Annotated in this window: 15 protein-coding genes; 6 read left to right on the top strand and 9 right to left on the bottom strand. The window is 66.5% G+C overall.

Going from position 1 to position 16,016, the window contains the following annotated elements; translation table 11 throughout:
- From ACE3N9_RS02705 to hflX, 6 genes are all read left to right on the top strand, one after another.
- The gene (locus tag ACE3N9_RS02705; protein ID WP_374280610.1) at positions 1-1,086 is read left to right on the top strand and encodes a nitrogen regulation protein NR(II); all 1,086 of its coding nucleotides are present in this window, start codon (positions 1-3) and stop codon (positions 1,084-1,086) included.
- Complete coding sequence (locus tag ACE3N9_RS02710; RefSeq protein ID WP_374280612.1) at positions 1,083-2,495, top strand: sigma-54-dependent transcriptional regulator; 1,413 nt, start codon at positions 1,083-1,085, stop codon at positions 2,493-2,495. The genes ACE3N9_RS02705 and ACE3N9_RS02710 overlap by 4 nt, the downstream gene beginning before the upstream one ends.
- A gap of 130 nt (positions 2,496-2,625) precedes the next feature.
- Positions 2,626-4,755, top strand: a complete 2,130-nt coding sequence (locus ACE3N9_RS02715) for an ATP-binding protein (protein WP_374280614.1) — start codon at positions 2,626-2,628, stop codon at positions 4,753-4,755.
- Positions 4,756-4,773: 18 nt separating this feature from the next.
- Positions 4,774-6,168: a sigma-54-dependent transcriptional regulator gene (locus ACE3N9_RS02720; protein ID WP_374280616.1), complete on the top strand. Its 1,395-nt coding sequence runs from the start codon at positions 4,774-4,776 to the stop codon at positions 6,166-6,168.
- A gap of 145 nt (positions 6,169-6,313) precedes the next feature.
- Positions 6,314-6,913, top strand: a complete 600-nt coding sequence (gene hfq, locus ACE3N9_RS02725) for an RNA chaperone Hfq (RefSeq protein ID WP_374280618.1) — start codon at positions 6,314-6,316, stop codon at positions 6,911-6,913.
- 26 nt (positions 6,914-6,939) lie between these two features.
- On the top strand, positions 6,940-8,241 hold the full coding sequence (gene hflX / locus ACE3N9_RS02730; protein ID WP_374280621.1) for a GTPase HflX: 1,302 nt from the start codon (positions 6,940-6,942) through the stop codon (positions 8,239-8,241).
- Here the strand turns inward: hflX and mazG are convergent.
- From mazG to ACE3N9_RS02775, 9 genes are all read right to left on the bottom strand, one after another.
- Positions 8,218-8,997: a nucleoside triphosphate pyrophosphohydrolase gene (gene mazG / locus ACE3N9_RS02735; protein WP_374280623.1), complete on the bottom strand. Its 780-nt coding sequence runs from the start codon at positions 8,995-8,997 to the stop codon at positions 8,218-8,220. The genes hflX and mazG overlap by 24 nt on opposite strands.
- A 67-nt stretch (positions 8,998-9,064) precedes the next feature.
- Entirely contained in the window at positions 9,065-9,223 is a 159-nt protein-coding gene (locus tag ACE3N9_RS02740) for a hypothetical protein (RefSeq protein WP_374280624.1), read from the bottom strand.
- Between the two features lie 17 nt (positions 9,224-9,240).
- The gene (locus tag ACE3N9_RS02745; protein WP_374280626.1) at positions 9,241-10,008 is read right to left on the bottom strand and encodes an MBL fold metallo-hydrolase; all 768 of its coding nucleotides are present in this window, start codon (positions 10,006-10,008) and stop codon (positions 9,241-9,243) included.
- Positions 10,005-10,781 (bottom strand): TatD family hydrolase, encoded by a 777-nt coding sequence (locus ACE3N9_RS02750; protein ID WP_374280628.1) that lies wholly within the window; start codon positions 10,779-10,781, stop codon positions 10,005-10,007. Before ACE3N9_RS02750 ends, ACE3N9_RS02745 begins: the two co-directional genes overlap by 4 nt.
- Entirely contained in the window at positions 10,781-12,340 is a 1,560-nt protein-coding gene (gene metG, locus ACE3N9_RS02755) for a methionine--tRNA ligase (RefSeq protein ID WP_374280630.1), read from the bottom strand. Before metG ends, ACE3N9_RS02750 begins: the two co-directional genes overlap by 1 nt.
- 23 nt (positions 12,341-12,363) lie before the next feature.
- Positions 12,364-13,326, bottom strand: coding sequence for a DNA polymerase III subunit delta' (locus ACE3N9_RS02760; protein ID WP_374280632.1), 963 nt, complete (start codon positions 13,324-13,326; stop codon positions 12,364-12,366).
- A complete protein-coding gene (tmk, locus tag ACE3N9_RS02765; RefSeq protein ID WP_374280634.1) occupies positions 13,323-13,952 on the bottom strand; it encodes a dTMP kinase in 630 nt (209 codons plus the stop codon). Before tmk ends, ACE3N9_RS02760 begins: the two co-directional genes overlap by 4 nt.
- Positions 13,949-15,106 carry a D-alanyl-D-alanine carboxypeptidase family protein gene (locus ACE3N9_RS02770; RefSeq protein ID WP_374280636.1) on the bottom strand — a complete coding sequence of 386 codons (1,158 nt, stop codon included), beginning with the start codon at positions 15,104-15,106 and terminating at the stop codon, positions 13,949-13,951. The genes tmk and ACE3N9_RS02770 overlap by 4 nt, the downstream gene beginning before the upstream one ends.
- Before the next feature lie 48 nt (positions 15,107-15,154).
- Positions 15,155-16,006 (bottom strand): septal ring lytic transglycosylase RlpA family protein, encoded by an 852-nt coding sequence (locus ACE3N9_RS02775; protein WP_374280638.1) that lies wholly within the window; start codon positions 16,004-16,006, stop codon positions 15,155-15,157.
- Positions 16,007-16,016 lie beyond the last annotated feature (10 nt).

Raw genomic sequence — 16,016 nt, forward strand, 5'->3', positions numbered from 1 at the left:
ATGCAGGACGCGCAGCGGCAGCTGTCCAGCCTGTCGCTGGCGGTAGTCCTGCTGGCCCCGGGGCAACGCATCGCCGCCGCCAATCCCGCCGCCGAACAGTTCCTCGGGCAAAGCTTTCGCCGCCTGAAGGACCGCGCCCTTGGTGAAGTGATCCGCTTTGTCGAGCCGCGACTGGCCGCCCGCCTGGGTGAAACCGATGCCCATGTTTCGGCGCGCGCCACCAATGTCGTGGTGACCGGGCAAGGGCCGCGCCGCCTTGACGTCACCGCCGCGCCGGTGATCGATCAGCCGGGTTGGCAAGTGCTGACCCTGCACGACATTTCCGGGGCCGAGGCGATGAGCGAGGACCCCGCCGCCGGCGACGACAGCGTGCTGCGCGCGCCCGACATCCTGGCGCACGAGATCAAGAACCCGCTGGCCGGCATTCGCGGTGCGGCGCAGTTGCTGGGGCGCAAGCTTGAGGGCAGCGACCTCGCCCTGACCGGCCTGATTGCCGACGAGGTGGACCGGATCGCCAAGCTGATCGACCAGATGCAGTCGCTCTCGCGCCGCACGCCACAGGCGCTGGCCCCGTGCAACCTGCACGAGGCGGTGCGGCGCGCTTGCTCGGTGATTGCCGCCAGCGGCACGGCCCCGCCGATTGTCGAGGAGTTCGACCCATCGCTGCCACCAGTCCTCGGGAATGCCGATGCTCTGGTGCAGGTGGTGCTGAACCTGATCGCCAACGCCGCCGACGCGTGCCGCAATGCCCCCGCGCCGCAGGTGATCGTGCGCACCCGCTTTGCCAGCGGGCTGCAACTGCACCCCGGAACCGATGGCGCGCCGGTGCGCCTGCCGATCGAACTGCGCATTTCCGACAACGGTCCCGGGATCGACCCGGCGCTGCGCGACCACGTGTTCGAACCTTTCGTCACCACCAAGAAAAGCGGGCAGGGGCTGGGGCTGGCGCTGGTCCGCCGCCTGGTGCGCGACATGAACGGACGGATCGGCCACGACCGGGATGAAAACGGGGGCTGGACCCACTTTCGCGTCCACCTGCCGATGGCCAGCGAACGGCGCAATGGCCTGCGCGAGGACAAGACATGACTGTGCTGCTGGTTGAAGACGACGCCTCGATCGCGCTGGTGATCACTGCCGCGCTCGAGGCCGAGGGCTTCCGCGTGACCCATTGCGATTCCATCGCCGAACGCGACCGGCTGATTGCCGGGCAGCGCTTTGCCGCGCTGGTGACCGACGTGATGCTGACCGATGGCGACGGGATCGAGACGATCGGCACCGTCCGCGCCGCCGCGCCCGACATGCCGATCATCATCCTGTCGGCGCAGAACACGCTGGATACGGCGGTGCGCGCCAGCGACACCGGGGCTTTCGAATACTTCCCCAAGCCGTTCGACATCGACGAGCTGGCCCGCACCGTGCGCCAGGCGGTCGGATCGACCAGCCGGGGCGGGGAGACCGAGGAGGACGCACCGGTTGCCGGTCTGCCGCTGGTCGGTCGCTCGGCGCCGATGCAGGCGGTCTACCGGATGATCACCCGCGTGCTGCGCAACGATCTGACCGTGCTGGTGCTGGGCGAAAGCGGCACCGGCAAGGAACTGGTCGCCGAAGCGATCCACCAGCTGGGCCACCGCAAGGACGGCCCGTTTGTGGCGGTCAACACTGCCGCGATCCCTGCGGAATTGATCGAAAGCGAGCTGTTCGGGCACGAGAAGGGCGCCTTCACCGGGGCGGTGGCGCGGCACATTGGCAAGTTCGAGCAGGCGAACGGCGGCACTTTGTTCCTGGACGAGATCGGCGACATGCCGATGCAGGCCCAGACCCGGTTGCTGCGCGCGCTGCAATCGGGTTCGGTCCGCCGGGTCGGCGGGCGCGAGGAGATCAAGGTCAATGTCCGCATCGTCGCGGCGACCAACCGCGACCTGGAACCGATGATCGCGGCCGGCACGTTCCGCGAAGACCTGTTCTACCGGCTCAACGTGGTGCCGATCACCTTGCCGCCGCTGCGCGAGCGGGCTGACGATATACCCGCGCTGGCCCGCCATTTCCTGCAACTGGCAGCGGGTGAGGGGCTGCCCCGCCACCAGCTGTCTGACGAGGCATCAGACCTCCTGTCGCGCCAGCCCTGGCGTGGCAACGTGCGCGAGCTGCGCAATTTCATCTATCGCCTGGCCCTGCTGGCGCGCGAGGACGCGATCGATGCCGAAAGCGTCGCCAGCCTGCTCCAGCAGGCCGCGCGCAGCGACGGCGAGGGCGGCGGGGCGCTGGACCTGGCCGGGGCGGTGGTGGAGTGGCTGGCGGCTAACCGCCCGGCGCCCGGCACCGTCTATGATGCCGCGCTGGCCGCGTTCGAACGTCCGCTGTTCATCGAGGCACTGCGCGAAACCCAGGGCAACCAGCTGCGCGCCGCGCAATTGCTGGGAATCAACCGCAATACCTTGCGCAAGCGCCTGTCGGACCTGGCCATCGATCCGGCGGAAGTACACCGCCTTGGCTGAATTGCCCCTTGCATAGTTGCAACAGTGGTGTTGTAACCGCGCAACGATGATTGCCGCAAGGTCCAAGGCCCCGCCTCGCTGGTGGCGGCGCGTGCAGATAGCCGCACGGCGGGCCAATTTCTTTGCAATCATGGAAGTGGTCTCGGTCGTCGCCTTCCTGCTGATGACCGGACTGACCTGGTACGTCGTCGCCGCCCAGGCCCAGCGCGACCAGGTGATGCCCACCAACCTGACCGCGACGCTGCTGGTCGGGACACTGGTTCCGGCCATGGCGATCCTGGTGCTGCTGGGGCGGCGCCTGGCGCTGCAACGCGCGGCCGATCATGCCGGTGGGGGTGGGCAGCTGCACGTCCGACTGGTGTTCTTCTTCTCGCTGATATCTGCGATCCCGACCCTGTTGGTGGTGATCTTCGCCTCGGTGCTGTTCCAGACGGGCGTGGAATTCTGGTTTTCCGACAGTTCGCGCGGGATGCTGGAAAACGCCAACAAGCTGGCGCGCGGCTATTACGAGCAGACCCAGAACGACATGAAGTATTCGTCGCTGGCCATGGCGGGAGACCTTGGCGATTTCCTTAGCCGCGAATCCGCGGTCAGCCCGGAGTTCATGAGCTACTACCAGTTCCAGATCACCAATCGGAACATCAACGAATCCACTATCCTGCAGAAGCTGCCCGACGGTACACTGAGCCGCGCGGCCTTTGCCCGGGGGGACAACCCGCTCAGCGGGCAGGTATCGCTCGGCGTCGTGCGCCAGCTTGATAGCGGCGCCGACATCGTGATCGATGCCAAGCCCGACAAGATCGAGGCGGTCACACCGATCGACCGTCGTTCGGGCATCTATCTCTACACCGCGCGCAAGTCGGACTTGCTCAGCCTCAGCCAGGGGCAGCGTGCGCAGAACATCGTGCGCGCCTATGACGAGTTGACCAAGCGGGCGCGGATCCAGCAATTGCAGGTCAACGTCGCGCTGTTCGTCGCCTCGCTCGCGCTTGTTGGCCTGTCGATCTGGTTCGCGCTGCGTTTTGCCGACCGGCAGGTTAAGCCGCTGTACGATCTGGTCGATGCCGCGCGCCAGGTTGGCTCGGGCAACTTCTCGATGCGGGTCGAAGGGCGCACCGGGGCGGACGAGATCGGCCTGCTCAACCGCGCCTTCAACCGCATGACCCAGCAGCTGGATCGGCAGACCCAGGACCTGGTTGGCGCGAACCAGCAACTGGACGAGCGCCGCGCCTTCATCGAGGCAGTGCTGGAATCGGTGACCGCCGGGGTCATTTCCACCACGGCGGAAGGGGTGATCCTGCTGATCAACGGTTCCGCGCAGAAGCTGCTGATCGACAAGGACGGCAAGCTGGATGAAGGCGCGCGCCTCGCCGATGTGGCCCCGTCGATCGCCTCGCTGGTCGCCGATGGCAAGGATGGCGGGATCGTCCAGTACGCCAAGGGCGGCGACCTGCTGACCCTGGCCGTGCGGGTAAGCCGCGAAGGCACCGGTCACGTCATCACGTTCGAGGATATCACCCGCCAGCTGGTCGACCAGCGCCAGGCGGCCTGGTCAGACGTGGCGCGGCGTATCGCGCATGAAATCAAGAATCCGCTGACCCCGATCCAGCTCGCCACCGAACGGCTCAAGCGGCGCTACCGCAAGCTGATTACCGCCGATGCCGAATTGTTCGACGAGCTTACCAGCACGATCATTCGCCAGGTCGGCGACCTGCGCAAGATGGTGGACGAATTCTCCAGCTTTGCCCGCCTGCCCAAACCCGTGTTCCGGGGCGAAGATCCGGTCGATCTGGCCCGGCAGGCGCTGTTCCTGCAGGAAGTGGCCCGGCCGGACATCAACTTCGCCTTCGCTGCCGATCCCGACTTCGGCATCATCGCCTGCGACCGGCACCAGTTCGGCCAGGCGATGACCAACGTGCTCAAGAACGCGGTCGAGGCGGTCGAGGCGCGCCAGAAGACCGAGGATGCCGACTTTCGCGGGCGGATCGAACTGTCCTTGCGCAAGCAGGGCGAGGATATCCTGGTGGCCATTGCCGACAATGGCATCGGCCTGCCGCAGGACCGGGAACGGATCATCGAACCTTATGTCACTACCCGCGAAAAGGGCACGGGGCTGGGGCTCGCCATCGTCAACAAGATCGTCGAGGAGCACGGCGGCGAAATGACTTTCGCCCCGGGCAGCCCCGATGGAACCATCGTCACCATGCGCTTCGCGCGCGACCCGCTGGGCAACCAGCGGCCGAGCGAAGCTGCGGAATAGCAAGTACGGGAACTGGAAATGGCGCTCGATATCCTCATCGTCGATGACGAACGCGACATTCGCGAACTCGTGGCCGGCGTGCTGAGCGACGAAGGCTATGAATGCCGCACCGCTGGCGACAGCACCACCGCGCTGGACATGATCGACCAGCGCCGCCCCAGCCTGGTGCTGCTCGACGTCTGGCTCCACGGCAGCCCGATGGACGGGCTCGAAGTGCTCGACGCGATCAAGAGCCGCGAGCCGGAACTGCCGGTGATCATCTTTTCCGGCCACGGCAACATCGATACCGCCGTCTCCGCGATCGGGCGCGGGGCGATGGACTTCATCGAAAAACCGTTTGAAGCGGAGCGTCTGCTGCTGCTGGTCGCCCGCGCGACTGAAACGGAACAACTCCGCCGCGAGAATGCGCGGCTGCGCGAAGGCTTCGTCTCATCGGATGAATTCACCGGCAACAGCAGCGCGATCAACCAGGTTCGCGCCACGCTCAAGCGGGTCGCCAATACCGGCAGCCGCCTGCTGATTTCCGGGCCGGCCGGGGCGGGCAAGGAAGTGGCCGCGCGCCTGCTCCACAGCTGGAGCCCGCGGGCTGGCGGCGCCTTCGTCACGGTCAATTCGGCGCGGATCACTCCGGAACGGTTCGAACAGGAACTGTTCGGGGAAGAGCAGGGCGGCAAGCTGGTGCGCGCCGGGCTGCTGGAAATGGCCGATGGCGGGACGCTTTACCTCGACGAGGTGGCCGACATGCCGCTGTCCACCCAGGCGCGGATCCTGCGGGTGCTGACCGAGCAGGCCTTCGTCCGCGTTGGCGGGCACCGCCAGATCCGGGTCGATGTGCGGGTGGTGTCATCGACCGCGCGCGAACTGGAAAAGGAAATCACCGAACGCCGCTTCCGCGAAGACCTGTTCTACCGGCTCAACGTCGTCCCGGTCACGATCCCGTCACTGGCCGAACGGCGCGATGACATCCCGATGCTGGTCGATCACTTCTTCGCCCGCTTTGCCACCGATCAGGGCGTGCCCCCGCCAGAAGTCAGCATGGAAGCGATGGCGGCGCTGCAAAGCTATGAATGGCCGGGCAACGTGCGCCAGCTGCGCAACGTGGTTGAACGCACGATCATTCTGACCCCGCGCGAACGCCTGGGCCGGATCGAGGCGGACATGCTCCCCGCCGAAGTGCTGAATGGCCGGATTTCGGGAGATTCCGGCATTTCCGCGCTGATGGGCGTGCCGCTGCGCGAAGCCCGCGAGAATTTCGAGCGCGAATACCTGCGCGTCCAGATCCGGCGGTTCTCGGGCAACATCTCGCGCACGGCCAGCTTCATCGGGATGGAGCGCTCGGCGTTGCATCGCAAGCTCAAGCTGCTTGGCATGGTCGACCGGCGCGAGGACGAGGAGGAAGAAGAAAGCGCCTGAGCCCGGTTCCTTTTTTCCGCATTGCAGCAAAGGCCTGTTGGGTTTACCATCTGGCAATAGATACCGGTTCGCCGCGCCTGCTTGACGGGTTCGGCGGCCAGAATGCGGACCGCAGAAGCGGCCGCCAACAAGAAGGAGCCCATTGATGTCCTCTCGCACTCTCACTGCGCGCCCGCGCCCGCCCAAACCCGAAGGCGAAGGCGAAGTTGAATCCAACGAAGCCGAGCTGGCCCCGCCGCCGCCGCTGACCGGAACCACCGCCGCCAAGGGCCAGAACCTGCAGGACCAGTTCCTGAACCTGCTGCGCAAGCACAAGGTGCCGGTCACGATGTTCCTGGTGAAGGGCGTGAAGCTGCAGGGCATCGTCACCTGGTTCGACAATTTCTCGATCCTGCTGCGCCGCGACGGCCAGTCGCAGCTGGTCTACAAGCACGCCGTGTCCACCATCATGCCCAGCCAGCCGATCGACGCGCGCCAGTTCGGCAGCGCCGGGGAAGGGGGCAAGAAGGTGCGCCTGCTGCAGGACGTGTTCCTCTCCAGCGTGCGTTCGTCCGGGGTGCAGGTCACCATGTTCCTGGTCAACGGTGTGATGCTTCAGGGCCGGGTCGCGGCCTATGACCTGTTCTGCATGCTGCTTGAACGCGAAGGCTATGTGCAGCTCGCCTACAAGCACGCGGTTTCGACCATCCAACCGCTGGGTCCGGTGGACCTGACCGGCGATGGCTGGGAAGGTGAGGAAGACTGAGCTTTCTTGACGACAACCGCGAGGAAGTGACCCGCGGGGCGCGGGCCGTAATCGTGTACCCGGAATTCCGGGGGCGTGGTGCGACCGCGATCGATACCGCTGCCCGGCTCGAGGAAGCGCGCGGGCTCGCGCTCGCCATCGGGCTGGAGGTGGTCGAAGCCATGGCCATCCCGATCCGCGAGGCGCGCGCCGGCACGCTGTTCGGGGAAGGTCAAATCCAGAATATCGACGTCGCCTGCAACCTGGGCGATGCGGAACTGGTGATCGTCGATGGCCCGCTCAGTGCGATCCAGCAGCGCAACCTTGAGGAAAAGCTCAAGCGCAAGGTGATCGACCGGACCGGGCTGATCCTCGAAATCTTCGGGGAACGCGCGGCAACGGCCGAAGGGCGCTTGCAAGTGGAACTCGCCCACCTCGATTACCAGGCCGGGCGTCTGGTCCGTTCGTGGACCCACCTTGAACGCCAGCGCGGCGGGTTCGGCTTCCTGGGCGGCCCCGGCGAAACCCAGATCGAAGCCGACCGCCGCATGATCCGCGACCGGATGGCGCGGCTGCGGCGCGAGCTGGAACAGGTCCGCCGCACCCGCGGTCTGCACCGCAGCCGCCGCGAAAAGGCGCCCTGGCCGGTGATCGCGCTGGTCGGCTACACCAATGCCGGCAAGAGCACGCTGTTCAACCGTCTGACCGGGGCGGGGGTGATGGCCGAGGATCTGCTGTTCGCCACGCTCGACCCCACCATGCGGCGTATTCGCCTGCCGGGGGTGGACAAGGCGATCCTGTCCGACACCGTGGGGTTCATCTCCGACCTGCCGACCCAGTTGGTCGCGGCCTTCCGCGCCACGCTGGAAGAAGTGACCGCCGCCGACGTGATCGTGCATGTCCGCGACATCGCCAATCCCGATACCCAGTCGCAGAAGCGCCAGGTGCTAGACGTGTTGGAAGACCTTGGCCTGATCGAGGAAGACGGCGGCGCGCCAACGGTGCCGATTGTCGAGGCGTGGAACAAGTGGGACCTGCTTGACGAGGAACGCGCCCTGGACCTGTCGGAACAGATCGCCCACCGCCGGGACGAAGTGATCGTGCCGCTATCCGCGATCACCGGCATGGGATGCGAAGACCTGCTTGCGGCGGTCAGCCGCTTGCTGACCTCGGGTGCGCGGGACCACACCTTTGTCCTGCCGGTAAGCGACGGGCAGCGTCTCGCCTGGCTCCACGCCCACGGTGAAGTCCTGGCCGACGAGGATGCCGGAAGCGACGAGCGCGGCCCCTTGCGCCGCCTCGAAGTGCGGCTTGAACCGCGTGAGCTAGGCCGGTTTACCCGCCTCTGACGCCTTGACGTCACCCCACAGCGCGTCCTGTTCGTCGAGAGAGAGCGCGGCAAAGTCTGTTCCGCGCTCCTTGGCCAGTTCTTCCATTCCCCGGAAACGCCGTTCGAACTTGGCATTGGCGGCGCGCAGGGCTTCCTCCGGCGCCACGCCATAGGCCCGTACCGCGTTGACCGCTGCGAACAGCAGGTCACCGGCCTCTTCTTGGCGTTCGGCGTCTGTTGCAGCCTGGGCCAGCTCGTCCAGTTCCTCGATCACCTTGGCGGCCGGGCCGGCCGGATCGGGCCAGTCGAAGCCTTGCCTGGCGGCCCGTTTTTGCAGCTTCTCAGCCCGCATCAGTGCGGGCAGGGCGAGGGCCACACCATCAAGCGCGCTGCTGGCGCCCTTGGCGCGGCGTTCCTCGGCCTTGAGACGTTCCCAGCGTTCCTCGCGCGATTGGCCCTGGTCGGGGGCATCGCCGAAGATGTGCGGATGGCGTGTTTCCATCTTGGCGCTGATCGCATCGGCGACATCGCCGAAGACGAACAGGCCGCGTTCCTCGGCTATGCGGGCATGGAACACGACTTGCAGCAACAAGTCGCCAAGTTCGTCCTTGAGTGCGGCCATGTCGCCGCGCTCGATCGCGTCGGCCACTTCGTAGGCTTCCTCGATTGTATACGGCGCGATCGTGGCGAAGGTCTGGGCCAGGTCCCATTCGCAGCCGCGCTGCGGATCGCGCAGTCGGGCCATGATGGCGAGGAGACGGTCGAGAGGGGGCATGGCTGCTCCGGCTATATAAGAATGATAATATATATTATGTTAAATCATGGACGGAGCGAGAGGCCCCTCACGGCTTCAGCAGCGTCACCAGCCACGCCAGTCCGGCAATGATCGCGCACCACGCCAGCGCCATCTGCACCGACCGCCGCCAGCCTAGCCGCTGCGCATCATCGCGGAAACTCGCGACGTTCAACGCCAACCAACCGAGCAGCGAAATCAGCGACACGCCCAAAGCCATCGCACTCACGGCTGCAGCACCAGGCCATCAAAGCCAACCGTCACGTGCGGCGGCACTTCGTCGCATAGCGAACGGTAATCCATGCTCTTGTCCAAATGCGTCAGCACCGACTGACGGGCGCGCACCGCCTCGGTCAGTTCCAGCGCCATGCCAAGATGCGCGTGGGTCGGATGCGGTTCGCGGCGCAGGCAATCAACGATCAGCAGATCCACGCCGGTGAACAGGTCCACCATTTCGCGTGTAATTTCACTGAAGTCTGTCGCGTAACCAACGGACTTTCCGTCACAATCGAACCGATAGCCGGTGCTCTTTGCCGGTCCGTGCGGCATCTGGCACCAGCCGATGCCAAAGCCGACGCACATCCGCAGCCGGTCAAGCGGTTCGATGTTGATGATCGTCGCGTAGCCGAATTCACCGGCAAACACATAGCTGAAGCGGTTGCGCAGCCGGCGCACGGTCTCGGCAGTGCCATAGCCCGGGATCGGCCCACCGCGGCCATAACGGAATGGGCGCAGGTCATCGATGCCGTGGCAGTGATCGGCGTGATCGTGGGTCCAGAACACGGCGTCGATCGACGGGACGTTGTTGGCCAGCAACTGGGCGCGGCAATCGGTCGAGGTATCGACCAGGATCCGCTGCCCGGCATCGCTTTCCAGCAGGATGGAAACCCGCGAGCGGCGATTGCGCGGTTCGGCAGGGTCGCAATCGCCCCAATCGTTGCCGATCCGTGGCACCCCGGTCGATGTGCCGCTGCCAAGGATCGTGACCTTCATAGCCCAGCCTTGCTGAACAACCGGCGAAAGTTCGCGCCGGTGCTGTCCGCCAGCGTTTCAGCGGACTGACCGCGCAACTCGGCCACGAAGCGCGCGGTGTCCGCGACGAAGCTCGGTTCGCAAACCTTGCCGCGATGCGGCACCGGAGCCAGGAACGGCGCATCGGTTTCAACCAGCAGCCGATCTTCAGGCAGATCGCGCGCAATGGCCTGCAAGTCCTTGGCATTCTTGAATGTCACGATGCCGGAAAGCGAGATCGTCAGGCCAAGGTCGAGCATCTTGCGACCGAAGTCAGCCGATGCGGTAAAGCAGTGGATCAGTGCCGGAAAGGCCCCCTGCTCCATCTCCTCGGCCAGGATCGCAGCGGTGTCGTCCTCGGCATCGCGGGTATGGACGATCAGCGGCAGGCCAGTCTGGCGCGACACGGAAATATGACGCCGAAACAGAGCCTTCTGCATGACTCTATCGGAATGATCGTAATAGTAGTCGAGCCCGGTTTCCCCGATCGCGATCACCCGGGGATGTTCGGCGGCAGCCAGCAGGGCGCCCTCGCCCAGGTCCGCGTGACCATCTGCTTCGTGCGGGTGGATGCCGACACTGGCCCAGATGTCGTCATGGCGCTCGGTCGTGGCGATGACCTGGTCCCATTCGCGCTGGCGGGTTGAAATTGACAGGAACCCCCTCACCCCGGCGGCGCGTGCGCGTTCCAGCACGCCGGCCTGATCCTCGACCAGGCCCTTGTATTCGAGGTGGCAGTGGGAATCGATCAGCATCAGGCGTCTTCGGCCGGCAGCTCAAGGCGCGGGAACAGCGGGGTCGGTGCGGCGAGGCGGAAATCGCTCTCAGCCAGGGCCGCGTACCAGTGCCCGCAAATGCTCTCGAAACCGCGGTTTTCTGCCGGAATGCCCATCATGTCGAGCAATTGCCCGGCCTTCTGCGGGATCACCGCCTGGATGCCCACGGCCAGCTGCGCGATGCAGATGAACAGCGTGGCCAGCACGGTTTCCATCCGTTCCTGATCGGTCTTGCGCAGCGCCCAGGGTGCTTGTTCATCGATGTAGGCGTTGCAGGCGAACACGGCTTGCAGCCAGGCGTCGATGCCCTGTTGCAGGGCAAGATCGGCAAAGGCGCCCGGCACGTCCTGCTGCACCGCCTTGCCCACAGCTTCGAGCAGGCGTGTATCGGCCTCGTCATGGCCGCTGATCCGGGGCAAGGCGCCGTCCAGGTTCTTGGCGATGAAGCTCAGCGTGCGCTGGGCCAGGTTGCCGAAGGCGTTGCCGAGTTCCGTATTCCCGCGCATCACGATGGCTTCGGGCGAATAGGAGCCATCCTGCCCGAAGGCGACTTCGCGCATCAGGAAATAGCGCAGGACGTCCACCCCAAACCGCTCGGCCAGGCCCATCGGATCGGTGACATTGCCGAGCGACTTCGATTCCTTCTGCCCACGGTTGAGCAGGAAACCATGGCTGAACACATGGCGCGGCACCGGCAGGCCCGCGCTCATCAGGAAGGCTGGCCAGTAGACGGTGTGGAACCGGGTGATGTCCTTGCCGATCAGGTGCAGATCGGCCGGCCACCACTTGGCGAAATCGCCGGATTCCTCGGGAAAACCAAGGCCCGTGATATAGTTGGTCAGCGCATCGACCCACACATACATCACGTGATTGTCGCTGCCCGGAACCTTGACGCCCCAGTCAAAGCTGGTGCGCGAGACCGAGAGATCGCGCAGCCCGCCTTCGACGAAGCGCATGATTTCGTTGCGGCGGCTGTCTGGCCGGATGAAATCGGGTTGCTCGTTGTAGAGCTTCAGCAGCGGTTCGGCATATTTCGACAGGCGGAAGAACCAGCTTTCCTCAACCGTCCATTCCACCGGGGTGCCCTGGGGCGAAAGCTTCTCCCCCCCTTCCCCGGCGACCAGCTCGCTCTCGTCGTAATAGGCTTCGTCGCGGACCGAGTACCAGCCTTCGTAGCGATCGAGGTACAGGTCGCCGTTGGCTTCCATCCGCCGCCACAATTCCTGGACAGAGGCATGATGGCGCGGTTCGGTGGTGCGCAGGAATACGTCATACGACACATTCAGACCATCGCACATATCAATGAAATGCTGCGACATTTCCGAAGCGAGTTCAGCCGGGGTCATGCCCAGGTCGCGCGCCTTCTGGGCCATCTTCAGGCCGTGTTCGTCGGTCCCGGTCTGGAACCGCACGTCGCGGCCCAGCTGGCGCTGGAAGCGGGCGATGACATCGGCGGCAATCGCTTCGTAGGCGTGGCCGATATGCGGCTTGCCGTTGGGATAGCTGATCGCGGTGGTAATGTAGAAGGGTTCGGCCATGGCCGGGGCAGTCTTTCCAATGATTAGCGAGCGGTCTCTCTAGGCATGGCAAGGGATGCCAGCAACCCGCCAATTTCCATCGCCACCAGCGCGGGGTCGAAGTTGAAGGTCGGGAGTTGGGCACCAAGGCGGACCAGATCGCCGTGGACGGCGATGATCCGGCCCTGTCGTTCGCGGTTTGCGCCGGCCAGCCCGGCGGCCACCACCGCGCGGGCGAGGTCGCACACGGCCTGCTGCCGCTCACGGCTTGGCTTGCCGCCGATTTCCTCAGCCAGGGCGCCGCGCAAGGCAAAGCCATCGTCGCCTTCGGCCAGGATCAGGCCCATCAACTGGTGCAATGCGCCCAGGTCCTGCTCGACAAAGGCCAGCGCCGCGCCCGGCGAGCCTTCCGCCGCGGCAACGGCGGCGGCGCGGGTTTCGGGGGTGGCCTGGGGCGCTTCGGCGCGAAGGATCTCATCCACCTCGGCCGGAGGCAGCGGATTGAAGCGCAGCATCCGGCAACGCGAGCGGATCGTCGGCAACAGCCGGCCCGGCCGGTGCGCGACCAGCAGGAAGTAGGTTCCCGCCGGCGGTTCCTCGAGGCTCTTGAGCAGCGCGTTGACCGCGCTCTTTTCCAGGTCGTCCGCCGGATCGATGATGACCGCGCGGCGGCTGCCCAGGGTTGGCCGGGTAGTCAGACGCTGCTGCAGGGCGCGGATCTCGTCGATCGGGATCGCCCGCTTGCGGCGGTATTCCTGGCCATCGTCGCGCTTCTTGGCTTCGTCCCTGTTTTCGGGCGGGTGCTGCGGGATCAGGATGTCGGGATGGCGGTCGGGCGGCGGCTGCGGCACGCCAGGTTCGCGCACCAGTTCGGCGGCGGCGGCCAGGGCGAAGCTGGACTTGCCCAGCCCTTCCAGCCCGGCCAGGATCCAGGCGTGGTGCATCCGACTTGACGTCATGGCCTCGCGCCATTCGCGCCAGGCCTCGTCATGGCCGCGCAGGGTCATGGCAGCCAGCTGCCCAGTGCGGCCATGATCGCCGCGTGGACCGCCTCGGCCGAACCATCTCCGTCGATCAGGGCAAATCGCGCAGGTTCCTCGGCGGCGAAGCGGGCGAAAGCGGCGGCCACCTTGGCGTGATAGGCCGCATCGCGCCCGCCGATCCGATCGGCATTGCCGGCATCGCGCAAGTCAAGCCGCTCGGCGGCAACCGCAGGCGACACTTCGACCAGCAAGGTCAACTCGGGCAGCAGGCCGTGGCTGCCGATGCGATGCAAGTCGCGCAGGTCTGCGTCCGACAGGCCCCCGCCCCCGCCCTGGTAGGCCCGGCTGGAATCGAAGAAGCGATCGCAGATCACCCAGGCACCGCGTTCCAGCGCGGGCAGGATCAGGCGTTCGACATGGTCCGAGCGGGCGGCGGCGAACAGCAGCGCTTCGGCGCGCGGATGCCAGCCATCGCCATCGGTGCCCAGCAGCAGCGCGCGGATCGCCTCGGCCCCGGCAGTCCCGCCGGGTTCGCGCGTGACCACCACTTCCAGCCCGCGCTCGCGCAGGGCATCGGCCAGCAGCCGGGCCTGGGTGCTCTTGCCTGCCCCTTCCCCGCCTTCGAAGGCAATGAATTTTCCGCGCGTCATTCGAAGACCCCTAGCAGGCCATTGACCAGCCTGTCGATTGGCCCGGCCGGGTGAACTGCCTCAGCCGCGACCAGCGGCAGGTAGTGTGGCGTCCGCCCCTCGATCCGCACTTCCAGCCCGGCGACCTGGGCGCCCTGGGCAATCGGCGCGCGGACGGGGCCGTCGTAGACGATCCGGGTGGCGACCGCCGGCTGGGTGCCGCGCGGCACGGCCAGGGTAAAGCCGCGCTCCAGCGCGACGGGCAGGCGGCGCAGATCGCCGCCCTGGACCTTCACCGCGCCAATCACCTGGCCGGCCGATCCCAACGGGCCGGAATCCCATTCGCGGTAACCCCATTCGGCCAGCGCCTTTGCGGCATTGGCGCGGCCCGGTTCGGTTTCGAGCCCGGCCACCACCAATACCAGCCGCCGACCGCCGCGTTCTGCCGCGCCCAGGAAGTTGAACCCGGCCTCGAAAGTGTGGCCGGTCTTGATCCCATCCGCGCCGGGAAACACACCGGCAAAGGGATCGTGGCTGGTCAGCCGCTGCCCGCGCCAGTCCATCGCCTGATGGCCGAAGTAGCTGCGATAAAGCTGCGGGTGCTGGCGGATCAGGGCATTGGCCAGCCGGACCAGATCACGCGCCGTGACATAGGTTTTGCCGCGGTCGGGATAGCCGCTGGGACTGGCGAAGTGGCTGCCGGTCATGCCCAGTTGCCGCGCGCGCGCATTCATTGCCGCGCACCACGCATCGGTACTGCCCAGCGCCCCTTCAGCCAGGGCGACCGATGCATCGTTGGCCGAAACGGTAGTAACCCCGCGCAGCAGATCGCCAACCCGCACCCGTTCACCGGGGCGCAGCGACAGCGTGGTCCCCTTCCCCGCCCAGCGCGCGGCGGTTTCCGGGCGGACGGTAAACACGTCATCCTCGCGCAGCTTGCCGGCTGCGATCAGGTCGAAAGCGACCAGCGCGGTCATGGCCTTGGTCATCGATGCGGGCAGGAAGCGCTGTTCCGCACCCTTGGCATAAAGCGTTTGCCCGGCCGAGAGATCGACCAGCAGCGCCACTTTCGCCGCATCCACCGCGCCTGGCACTGGAGCGGGCACCGGCGCTGCCCCGCCAGCCGCAACCGGCAGGGCCAGTGCAAGCGACAACGGCAGCAAGGTGGGTTTCAAGCGCGGTCCCCGTCGTTCCGGCGCACCGGCCGGAGGGGCCTCAGGACCCTACTTGCCGCGCTGGATTCGTGCCTCGCTATACCCTGCTGCCCGGGCCTTCGCCAGAGCCGCCTGGGCCTCCGCCTGCGTGCGGAACGGTCCCATGCGCACGCGCCAGATCCCGCCGCCCTCGGCGATGGTTGCTCCGGTGCGGCTGGCCACGGCTTCGGCGCGGGCCTTGTTCGAAAAGGCCCCGACCTGCACGATCAGCGCGCCGCGCGGCGTGGCAGCGGGTGCGGCGACAGGCGCGGGCGTCGGAGCCGGCTTTGGCGCCGGTGCGGGCTTTGGCGTCGGTGCCGGTTTGGGGACGGGCGCGGGCGCGGGTTTGGGCGCGGGGCTCGGCGCGGCCTGCGGTTCGGGGCGAACCGGCGGCAACTTGGGGCCGCCGGGCAGTGCCCCGACCGGCGGGGGCGGAGCTTCCGGACGGGTCAGTTCGCCGTTTTGCTGGCTGAGCTTGCGGCGCAGCACTTCGAGCAGCGCCTTGGGCGTGTCCATCCGCGCCGGAGCCTGCTGGCCCATGCGCAGCAGGGACCGCTCGGGCTCGGGCGGATTGACCCGGCGCACGCGCACTTCGGCCTGGGGCTGGGTCGTAAGCCCCAGCTGTGCGGCCGCGCCCGGGGAAAGCTGAAGTAGCTGATTGCCGGTCATCGGTCCGCGCCGCTCGACCCGGGCCAGGATTGTTCGGCCGGTATCGAGCGCGGTCACTTCGACATAGCTGGGCAGCGGCAGGGTGTGGTGTGCGATTGTAATTGCGGGCCCACCTTCCCCGCTGACCGCCGCGATCCCGACCGCGTCGTAATTCAGCACATCGGCCGGGGTATAGGACACCCCGCCGACGCTGTAGACCGGGCCCAGCACCATCGGATAGTCC

This window comes from Novosphingobium sp., assembly GCF_041905565.1.
In the GTDB taxonomy this organism is placed as follows: Bacteria; Pseudomonadota; Alphaproteobacteria; order Sphingomonadales; family Sphingomonadaceae; genus Novosphingobium.